The organism is Shewanella sp. 1CM18E (assembly GCF_023161665.1).
GTDB lineage: Bacteria > Pseudomonadota > Gammaproteobacteria > Enterobacterales > Shewanellaceae > Shewanella.
On sequence record NZ_JALNTW010000002.1, the window covers coordinates 30,987 to 41,048 of the forward strand.

Genomic DNA, 10,062 nt, shown 5'->3' on the forward strand with positions numbered 1-10,062 from the left:
CACAATTAAATCGCCATTAAACAGGGGTTAAAGGGCAAGATGAGTAATCACTGCCCTTACAATAACGATGTTATACATGGCTAAATTAGCTGGCAGGTGTGTCTAACTCGGCATACTCAAACGGATGGTCTTTACCCGTCACCAACTGAGCCTTACCCGCCAAAGTCGCACTGACAAACTCGCTGGCAGCAAAATCTAATGCCGCAGTAGGCGATAAGCTTGCATCGAAGATATCGAGCTTAATCGGCTTACCCGTTTCAAGGTTGGTGCCTTCACCGAAGAGGCGTGCACGCACCTGCGCATTAATGCCGCCCTTAACTAAAGTGCCGCTAATGGCATTGTGCTGGCCCGTAACCGTTACATCACCACCCGCTTCTACTGCTCCACCTTTTATTGCTCGCACAAGGCCAAGGGCATAATTAACCTCATAGTCAGTGCCAAGCTCCAAAGTAGCTGCAACTTTTTTTACTGCAAAACCGACAACGGCAAAGTTAGATTTAGGCAGCTGTGCCCAACGTTGATCGGCTGGCAGGGTTAAGGCTTCATCGGTTAAGGTACCGCTGCCTTCATTAATCACTTGAGTGTCACCGAGTAACGCCATCGCAATAAGCTCTGCAGGTTGGTCGTCAAACATCCATTCAACTTCTACTGGCTTAGCAATTTTCACCACACTCAATGCCTGGCCGTAGTTCGCTTTCTTTTTACTGCCACGTACTTTTTCGTCGGCGTCGGTTTTTACTGCCAGTTTGGTGGTGTTAATGGGACCAATGATCCCCGTTGATTGCCCTTGGGCATTTAAGCGGTCAACAAAAAAGTTGCCTGCGACTAATAAGCCACTCATAGCTAGTTCCTCAATTCATTAATAGATTAGGGTTAAAACGTAACTGCACAGTAAACGCCAACGGGTAGTAACCGTGGCTCTTACTAAAGCGGGGTTTAATGGGGCTGTTGGTGCGTAAAAATGGCCCAAGCGTTTGGCCATTAATGGCGATGGTTTTGCCTGAAATAGCCCGTAAAGACTGAGTCAGCAACTCACCTGCACTGCGCTCATGTATCGATAAACGGCACGCGAGTACCACCAACCAGGTTTGTTTTATCTGCGTTGTGGTACCGCCCTGGGCACTATCGGGCAGCGCATCACCCACATACAACAAGTGGGCTGCTGGGGTAATTTGGCTGCGCTCATCAACATCGCTTAATTCATTTGCTTGATAGATTTTTTTCAGGGTCTTATTAACGAGTAACGGCGCTAGCAGTTGGCTTAACGCATCGCCTGCCACTAGGTAGTCATCTTTAATATCAAACATCAGATAAACCCTTTAGCTGAGCGGCGACCAAACACACTACCCGCACTTTCAATGGTGACGGTTAACTCGCTTTGCTCAACATTGTCGCCACGACCATCAAGCCCCAAGCTAATATCCCCCTTGCTGACCGAGGTTAAAAACTTCACCACCGCTTGATAACGCTTTTCAACCTGCTCTGGGGCACGGTCGCCATACAAAAAGTAACGGGCGATATCGCAGCAGTTACGCTCCAATACGGTTGGCACCGTCGCTAATGGCAAGCTATAGCGGCCAACAATGTAACCATCAATCTCAGCGCTGGCATCGATGAGCGTTTGCGATAACAACGCTTGATTAATTTCACCAGGCACGCTGTCGACGCGCTCAGTGAGCAAAACCAAGTCTTGCTCACCAAAACGGCTGAGCATGTTATCGGGGCTGGCATACATCACTTGCGCCATGGTTATTCACCACTCTCTTTGTTAGCCTGATATTCAAGCCATAGCGCATCACGTTCACTGGCGGTCATTGCTTTGGCCATAAGTGCTTCAAGCGCTGCGCACTGAGGTTTACCGCCTGCGGTAAAGTGTTCACGGTTATCACTTTCTAGCTTGGCAATCGCTTCAGCAAAGGTTAATGCCTTAACACCGTCTGAAAGCTCCACACTCCCCGCCGTTGGTGCCACATCAGCCATTGATACCCGCAAACGTTTGTCAGCCTTAAACGCTGCAATTTGTTGATCCGACAAGTCGGCCAACGGTAAATAATTGTCACCTTTAGTAAGCGCAATGCCCGCACGGCGGTAGCCAGAGTGCGCCATACAGACCACCAGCAAGACTTGATTTGTTGATACAGATTTAGCCATTTCATTATTACTCCTCGTTAATTTAGGGTTGGGTTCGTCCGTGTACCCAATGCTGTATTTGCTAGCCCTAAAGCTGAGGCACGACCAAGATTTCAAACTTGCCCTTAAGCTCGTTATCCACTGTGGTGCCGCCCTCATCAATGCGCTCACGGGTCATTAACTTAAGCGCTTTGTCTTCAAGTGAGGCTGGCACCACCAGCAGGTTAGGACGGATCTTGAGCTTCTTGCCGCCATCACGACTAAAGGCGGTCATCTTCTTGTATGCATCCCAAAGGTTGCTGGCGTTCAAGTCGCGCTTGTTAGCAAACGCCATCTGCCAGAAACCAAAGCCTGCTTCGCAGCGCATATCGGCGCCAAACTGAAACTCGTTCGAGGTCCATACCGCCGGATCGGTTGGGTTAAACAAGGTGTTTAAATCCAGCTTGCGGCGTTCCTGGAAGATCAGCGGTTTAAGTGGTCGGCTGGTATCAAGCAAGAACCAAGGCTCACCGCTGTAACCACTGCCCGACTCATCCACCATGTTAGTGATAGAGGCATCAGCTCCTGTGCCATCGTGTTTAGCGTTTACGGGGTGGTCAGTATCGAAGAAGTTCTGGCCGTCATAACAAGCGGTGCTAAAGCCCGCGCCAAGCAGCTGGAACACCAAATCATCAGGGAACTCTTGCCCCTCTTGCGCCAACATCTGCACCATTGGCTTGTAGGTACCGACGGTGTCGTCTTCAACATCATCGCGGTTAATGCCAATGGTGTTTTCAAAGGTGCGGTTAGTGATTGAGTAGCCATGCTCTTTAATCGAGTTAATGACACGGTCGCCAATCCACTCACGAAAAGACGGCATAGAACCTAGCCAGCCATAGGTGTTGCTCTTGGTGTTACTGGGCACCACGCTTGCCACTTTCATGTATTGCGGCTCAACATTGACTAACGCGTTTTGGAACTCGCTGCGCACCATGGTTCGCAGTGCTTGCAGCACGGGGGCATTAATTGCAGCCATTAGTTTTGCTCCTTATCAGCAGCCTTTGCCTTGGCATAATCGGCATGGGACATGCCCCAAGCATCGGCGAGGGTTTTCTCATCTGCCGACAAGGCGGCAAGGTTGTCTTTCTTTTCAGGCTTGGTCACCGTAGTGGTTTGGGTAGTGGTTAGTGCATTAATCGGCTTGCGGCCATCAAGGTGAGCAGACAGCGCAGCCATACCTTGTTGCTTGCCCAGAGCCAATAAATAATCTTGCTCACAAGCCAATACACGACCTTCATCAATGGCATCTTTCACCGCTTGATCGATGGTGAGCTGACCGTTTTGCGCGCTAAGCTGCGCTAGCTGGTCACGCAATGCGTTCACCGTAGCCACAGGCACATACTCGCTAAGGTTTACTTGGTCATTAGCGTTGCTATTAGTGTGGGTATTCGAGTTAGCCGATAACGCAGCAAGACGCTGATTTAAGCCATCAACACTGGCTGCTGCGGTGCTTAGCTCATCGAGCGCACTCAAGGCGGCGGTTTCTTGCTCTGCAGTTAATGCGTCGGTATCAGATGCGACTTCGATACCTAGCCCTGCCAGTAACTTTTTCAATAATGGGTTCACATGGAATTCCTCCGGTTGGTTTTCGATTTCATTAGCATGAGCAGTATTAGACTGAGTGTGCTTTGTTAGCTGTTCAGAGCTAGACAGCCCTGAGCTGTTTGTAGCGTTTAGCAGCGCTGAAAGCTGAGCTAACGGCAACATGCCATCAACGCCTGGGCGATTTGTCAGTGCTGCAGAGTGGATAAATTGAGGGCGACCCGTATTGGTGTCGTAGCCAAACACTAAGCTGAAGTACTTGTATTCTTTGGCGTTAAGGTAGGTGATAGCGTTATCGGTAAAGCGCGGCTTTATAAATAAACCTTCGCCCTCTCGATATTGCACATCATCGATGCTAAACCAACCTGCTGCGGGAGCGGGCTGGCCGTTCTTCTCTTTGTTGAGGGTTTGGTGTTCGTAGTCAATAACCAGATCACCAGCTTGATGCGGGGTATTTGTCTGCAGGGCAGTAAACGCTGTTTCATCCATCAACCACTTTCCCGCTGCTACATCTGCAGGTCGACCATCAACCGAAGCAAATAGGCCATCAGGCAACGCCTGAATGTAACCATCTTCTGCAACCGTAAAGGCGACATCAGTATTGACGTTAAGTTGGCTGCTTAGGGCTGCAAAGCCAAAAGCGGTGGATGTTGCAAGCATAAAAAAGGCACTCTCAATAACATTGGAGTGCCTATTCTGGCTTAGGCAGTTAACCTAGCGGATTGGAAAGGTTTCGGGGTTACTATTTATCTACATCGTCAAAAACACACCTACCACCATAATCTATCGGAGTATGGCTAGGAACTTCTTTATTAGAGAAAAAACTACTACCCTCGTCTTCTCCCTCGAAGTAATTTGACTCGAGGTTGCTCTTACACTCGACCAAAACTTCTTTAGCTTCTTTAAGGTAAGCTTTACTTTCCTCATCATTGAAAATTCTTAAATATACGTCGATCGCGGATGAAATGGGTTCAAGATACTCTTCAGGTTCTTCACCATTCCAATCTGCCTCGTAATCGTCTAACTCACTAGTAATTTTCAGCAATGATTCACTTTTAATTGTATGTAGCAAACTTTCCTTTTCAGCTTCAGTAAGTAACGACATACAAGACTCGTCTAAAGCCCCTGCATCAAACCATTTTATCGCAATATCAAAGTATCTAGAAACAGCTTTAAGCCTCAACGACTCATCTAAAAGTCCTACTGATTTTAATTTGAGCAACACTTTCAAATCAGAACAATACTTTAAACTAGAAATAACTCGTAGAGATGAAACGTATTGAGGATAACTACCAACTAGCATCTTTAAAAATTCATAATCACATCTTTCAGATAGAAAATATGATAATCCAATTGAGTTAGAATGAATTTTCAGATCAAGCACTCTTATTCTGTCAATCAATAACCCATAATATTGATTAGACAAAATAATTTTGCTACCGAGAACATCATCTAAACCACAACTTACCTCCCTAAATAGCTTTAAAATATTTGCGCCAGACACGTATTCATCAAGAAATTCTCGATCATTAGAAAAAATATTAGCCAAGGCATCTTGAATGGTAGGATGTTTGAACTTCCAAAAATATTTTTTCCCTTTTAGGAAAGATATCGTAAAACTTTCTTCAAGAAACTTTAACGACTGCAAAACATGATAAGGTGAACTACCTAGTCTACTTAAATAATGTATGTCTATCAGTTCATTAGGGACTGGGCTTTCAATTTCGCCTCCATTTCGGAATAACACGGTTAGTGCTGCTCTGCTATGAACATCCAAATTTCTAGTTGTATCAATCAAAAAATCCATTGGTTTTTCGAAAAAATCAATTACATTTTTTTCACTTAAAAATAGACTTTTTGTGAAGTTTTTATCTCCAAGCCTTCGCGCTACTTCTGGGGAGAAACCTTTGCTAGAAACAATGCTGGGTAAATATTGTTTTAGTTCTTTTTTAAAATCAGCATCTTGATTACCTAGTTTTATGTGGTTATATAAAATTTGCTCCTTCTCATCTTTGGACAGGTTCTCTACATAAATTGTTACTTGGGAGTTCTTTATTACAGGTGCAGCCGATTCTTTTAAATACCCCTTTGCCTCTTCATATATATATGTTCTGGAGGTAAATATAATTCTCGCGCCCTTATTTATTGCGGCATTAAAGTGCCCCAACTTCAAATTCCAGTCATTAGCTTTAGAATAATCTAATTGGGTAGCCCCAAATACATCATCGACCCAAAATATTTGATTTTTTTCAAGTGGATTCCAATGCAGACTTAATTCTTCTGGAGTACTAATTTTTATTGCATTCAACTCCCATAAATCTATTGAAGCTAACACTAAAGATGCTGCAATCATGGATTTTCCAGATGCTGGTTCACCTAATAAAAAAACAAAACCATTGTCAGTCAATGCATCAACACTTTTGTTATAAGCATCGGTAATTACAAACTTTGCAACCTCCTTACCCATAGAGGATAGTATCTCATTGGCTTGTTCATAAGCCCTGCTATCTACAATTTGAGCTAAATCACCTAACCCATAAACCCTTGGAATTAACATGCGTAGTCTAGCTGACTCTCTAATTTTTTGACTAATCCATTGACCAGAAAAGACCCTGCATTTATTGATACCATTTATCTCTTCAAATGCTTTAACAATTGCACTTTCAGCCTCGCCAGATACTTTAGCATTAGTCATAATTAGATAGTTATCACACAATCCCATCTCTGCCAATTTCTTAACTTTATCCAGCTCACCACTTACAAGGCTGAGGTTAAAGCTAGCATCTGGTTTTATCGTATGTTTACATTGAATGGTAAAAGCGCCCTGGAAATTTACACTAGACTCTGAACTATTAAGCCAATTCCCATAAAATGCTAAATCACGACCTCCGTCATTTACTTCTGAAAAGACTTGGACAGTCTGACCGAGTACCTCAGATAAAACCGTTGCACACAACTGCTGGAACGCCTTCCAACCTAAAGAATGCAGTTCGTACGTTACTTCGGATGCTTGAACCTTAGTCATTATCTTCCTTTACGGGCTTTACGCTCATAACTAAATGATAACCTAGTTTAAAACCAGTTTAAATCATTGTTAAAACGTACAATCGTTTCAAAGAGAGACATCGGTAACAACTTGACATTAAAGCGCCTTAAAATGCCACTGAGGCGCTTTAAGTTTTGATTAACAATTGCTGGCATCGTAGAATCATCTACACAAATTTTGTCCCCCATGGAAGGCACATGACAACCCACCCTCCTAAGCAAACAGGATCTACAACTCAAAACGAAGCAGTTGAAAGTGTAAGTAACGAAATATCCTTCAAATGGCTTATCTTGCTGTTAGCTATAGTAGCCGCTTGCTTAAACGCCCTATATTTTATGAATTTCAATAGCGGTTGGGGTAACCAAGCTGACTTTGGTGCCTTTGGTGACTTTCTTGGCGGTGTGCTCAATCCTATACTCGGCTTTGCTACTGTAGGCTTGCTTATCTGGTCGCTTAAAATGCAGATGAATGAGCTAGCACTTTCCCGTGAGCAACTATCTTTAACTCGTTTAGAGCTTAAAGAGACCAAAGAAGAAACTGCACTAAGCCGTCAGGCAATGGAGGCACAGGTAAAACACCTGCAAAAAGAAGCCAGTTTAAATGAGTTAATGCGCCTCATGGCTGATTTAAGAGAGCAGTTTAAAGCTCAATACAGTTCAAAAGTAAAAGTGGATAACGAATTTGTCAGAATAATTATCAATATGCCTAAAAACTTTGGTTTAAAAACCGATGATATAAATAACTTAAAAATAAGTAATTTACTATATGAAGAATCAGGAACGGCCGCTTACAACTCACAAGAACTGATCATTTACCTGAAAAATAAGTTTGAAGATGGAACCATGGAAAGACGCCCGACTCAATGGCATGAACTTGAAACTTTGTTAATTCAATTTGGACACTTAGTTATCAAGTATCATCAATTATCTAGTAATCCAGCTTTTGCAAACATCTATTTGACCGAAGCTAAAAGGATGTTGAAGCCATTTAACCACGTATTCTCTTCTAAAGAAGTGGCTATGGTTCTAGGACAAGTAGATGGGATTCTACATCACTCAAAACAGACTAAGTCAAACAACTAAAAATCTAGATAGCATCTGTAAGATTTGTTGCTCATCTTTATCAGCTAGCCCCAAAAACTCCCTCGCGGGGATATCTTGATTTGGCATCATGCTACGTGGGCTGGTTGTGCCGCCAAACTGATGCATGGCGGCGTAGACTTCATTACTACCAAACTCTAAGCTAGCACTAGATGAATCGTTTGTAATTTGATAATGCAGGTTATTAGCAAGATTGCCCTCTTCGGTGAGTATGCGATCGTCTCGCCTTTTACGTGCAAGAGTGGTGGGGCTTAGTGGTTCCCAAGGCGTGCCGTCTGGTGTTTGTTGGTCGATAAAACGTTGTTGATGAGTTTCTAACAGATATTCGCCAATATCATTTAATGCGGGGGTTAAGTCTTGGCTTTGGTCAAGCAGTTGCTGTAATACCTCGCTAATGGCTCTATCACCTTTAGTGGTGATTTTAATGCTACTACCCGCCATAAGTGACCTCCTTAATAGCTACTTGTCTTTTGACTATTCATTAAGAGGGTTATTAACTAACGGTCTGTCATTTCATCGAGGGGTGTTAGAGCGTAAAGGCTCTCCCATACTTCGGCGAACGCGGTTAATTCATTAACGGCATTTTCGGCTTCAGCCTGCTGCTCAAGCTTTTCGATTTGCGATACTTTGTCCTTAAAGCTCAAGGTTGCGTCATTAACGATAAGCAAAGCTTTATCGACCAAAGGCATTGGCTGGTTAAATTCAGCTGAGGCTGTGGCTCTTGCTAGCATGGCGGCTAAATCTTTATCCATTGGTGTTGTCATTTTGGTTCCTTAGCGAGTACGCCCACGATGAGTTTATCAAAGTATTCTGCTATTTCAGGGCTAAACTCAGCTAGTGCATTGCGATTAAGCACCCAAGCGGTGAAGTGCTCGGCATGCCATTCATAATAGTTACTGTTACTGTAACGGGTTAAATGCTTTGCCATTGGTCTAGGTGGGCTACCAGCTTTAAAGTGTAGCTGATGCCCTACCTCGTGTAACCAAGTGACTAAGGTTCCGCCATGGTGCGCGCTGACACTTTGCGAGCGGATTAACGCTGACATTGAAAATACCGTTTTCTGTTCAGCATTAAACATGGCCGCTAGCTTTACCCCTTGGCGTAGTTCATTAACCACCATTTTATCTAAGCGAATGGTGCTGGCCACTTTTACATTAACGTTATCGTATGAGGATGAAGTAAAGCCCCAGGCACGACGATAGCCGTTCGTAGTATATAGCCGCCTAGTACGGAAGTGGTCATTCTTCAAATACTCAGCCACCGATTGCTCAATGGCTTTTGCGCCAGCGTTACTAGCTCCCATTTCTGCTTGTTTTAAAAACAGCGACTTAATCTTGTATTGCTGCATGAACTTGCCCAGCAGGTCCACTTGCTCAGCGCTTGAGGTTTGTTTAATTACGTTTAAAGCCTGGTTTAAACTGGCGTTAGTGACTCCTTTAACCGTGCTAAATGAATCTGGTACGATGCGTTCTGTCGCCTGCTCTGCTTTTCTCTTAGCTTTATTTTGGATTTTCGCTTCAGTTTGCTGCTTGCGCTTTGCGGCAATCACTTCGCGTTTAGGTTGGTAATCAAAGCCTGCATCAATGCCTTTGGGTATTTGATGCACCTCTCCAGTGGTTTTATCGAGCCAATCACGCAGACCATCGTTAGGTCGCTCACTCAACCTTAAACCCCGTCGTTCAAATTCATTTTTGCTTACACCATACACTCGGCACTTACAGCCCCAACCGTTACTTGGAAAGTGGTTTTGCCACCAAGGATCATCTTTGGGCAGTAAGATGTTATGCCACTTCAAGTGCAGCTCTCTGGGTGTTTGGCTGTCACCGTGGGCGTAGCGCCAGTAATCAAACTTCTGCAGTTGCTCAAAGCGGCCTGCATTGTAGCTTTGGCGCATATTGGTGTTGTAGATGATCCTCGCGCGCCAATCTGCGCCGCCCGTATGTTGCCAGCCATGTTTGGCGGCTATGTGCTTAAACTCACTTTTAAACCAGATAAGCGATTTGCCCTCGCTGATTGCACTATCGAGTGCCTGGCGAAAGTCATTGAGCAAATCAGCTTTCATCGCCCCAGCCACCGCAAAGCTAGTGTTGTGGGCGCTGCGCCAAATATCATTCCAACGTTCACTGGGTAAATTTAGTTTGCTACGGAAAAAACTAATCTGCTCGGCAAATGTAAGCGAGCCATAGCTAGCCTTGGTCGCCATTA

Annotated in this window: 11 protein-coding genes; 1 reads left to right on the forward strand and 10 read right to left on the reverse strand. The window is 44.4% G+C overall.

Going from position 1 to position 10,062, the window contains the following annotated elements:
• Window positions 1-85: 85 nt before the first annotated feature.
• The 7 genes from MSG37_RS03420 to MSG37_RS03450 all read right to left on the reverse strand — a co-directional run bounded on the left by MSG37_RS03420 (window position 86) and on the right by MSG37_RS03450 (window position 6,736).
• Window positions 86-841, reverse strand: coding sequence for a hypothetical protein (locus MSG37_RS03420; RefSeq protein ID WP_248469172.1), 756 nt, complete (start codon window positions 839-841; stop codon window positions 86-88).
• 10 nt (window positions 842-851) lie between these two features.
• A complete protein-coding gene (locus MSG37_RS03425) occupies window positions 852-1,307 on the reverse strand; it encodes a hypothetical protein (RefSeq protein WP_248469173.1) in 456 nt (151 codons plus the stop codon).
• The gene (locus MSG37_RS03430; RefSeq protein WP_248469174.1) at window positions 1,307-1,747 is read right to left on the reverse strand and encodes a DUF1320 domain-containing protein; all 441 of its coding nucleotides are present in this window, start codon (window positions 1,745-1,747) and stop codon (window positions 1,307-1,309) included. Before MSG37_RS03430 ends, MSG37_RS03425 begins: the two co-directional genes overlap by 1 nt.
• A gap of 2 nt (window positions 1,748-1,749) precedes the next feature.
• Entirely contained in the window at window positions 1,750-2,151 is a 402-nt protein-coding gene (locus tag MSG37_RS03435) for an HI1506-related protein (protein WP_248469175.1), read from the reverse strand.
• 67 nt (window positions 2,152-2,218) lie between these two features.
• Window positions 2,219-3,145: a Mu-like prophage major head subunit gpT family protein gene (locus MSG37_RS03440; protein WP_248469176.1), complete on the reverse strand. Its 927-nt coding sequence runs from the start codon at window positions 3,143-3,145 to the stop codon at window positions 2,219-2,221.
• Complete coding sequence (locus tag MSG37_RS03445) at window positions 3,145-4,371, reverse strand: phage protease (protein WP_248469177.1); 1,227 nt, start codon at window positions 4,369-4,371, stop codon at window positions 3,145-3,147. The genes MSG37_RS03440 and MSG37_RS03445 overlap by 1 nt, the downstream gene beginning before the upstream one ends.
• Before the next feature lie 82 nt (window positions 4,372-4,453).
• Window positions 4,454-6,736 carry a restriction endonuclease gene (locus MSG37_RS03450; protein WP_248469178.1) on the reverse strand — a complete coding sequence of 761 codons (2,283 nt, stop codon included), beginning with the start codon at window positions 6,734-6,736 and terminating at the stop codon, window positions 4,454-4,456.
• A gap of 218 nt (window positions 6,737-6,954) precedes the next feature.
• Between MSG37_RS03450 and MSG37_RS03455 the strand changes: the two genes are divergently transcribed.
• Window positions 6,955-7,839: a hypothetical protein gene (locus MSG37_RS03455; RefSeq protein ID WP_248469179.1), complete on the forward strand. Its 885-nt coding sequence runs from the start codon at window positions 6,955-6,957 to the stop codon at window positions 7,837-7,839.
• On the opposite strand, the gene MSG37_RS03460 is transcribed toward MSG37_RS03455, so the two are convergent.
• The 3 genes from MSG37_RS03460 to MSG37_RS03470 are packed head-to-tail and all read right to left on the reverse strand — an operon-like array spanning window position 7,828 to window position 10,060.
• Window positions 7,828-8,298, reverse strand: a complete 471-nt coding sequence (locus MSG37_RS03460) for a phage virion morphogenesis protein (protein WP_248469180.1) — start codon at window positions 8,296-8,298, stop codon at window positions 7,828-7,830. The two genes, MSG37_RS03455 and MSG37_RS03460, sit on opposite strands and share 12 nt — an antisense overlap.
• A gap of 56 nt (window positions 8,299-8,354) precedes the next feature.
• Window positions 8,355-8,621, reverse strand: coding sequence for a hypothetical protein (locus MSG37_RS03465; RefSeq protein ID WP_248469181.1), 267 nt, complete (start codon window positions 8,619-8,621; stop codon window positions 8,355-8,357).
• Entirely contained in the window at window positions 8,618-10,060 is a 1,443-nt protein-coding gene (locus MSG37_RS03470) for a phage minor head protein (RefSeq protein ID WP_248469182.1), read from the reverse strand. The genes MSG37_RS03465 and MSG37_RS03470 overlap by 4 nt, the downstream gene beginning before the upstream one ends.
• Between the last annotated feature and the right edge of the window lie 2 nt (window positions 10,061-10,062).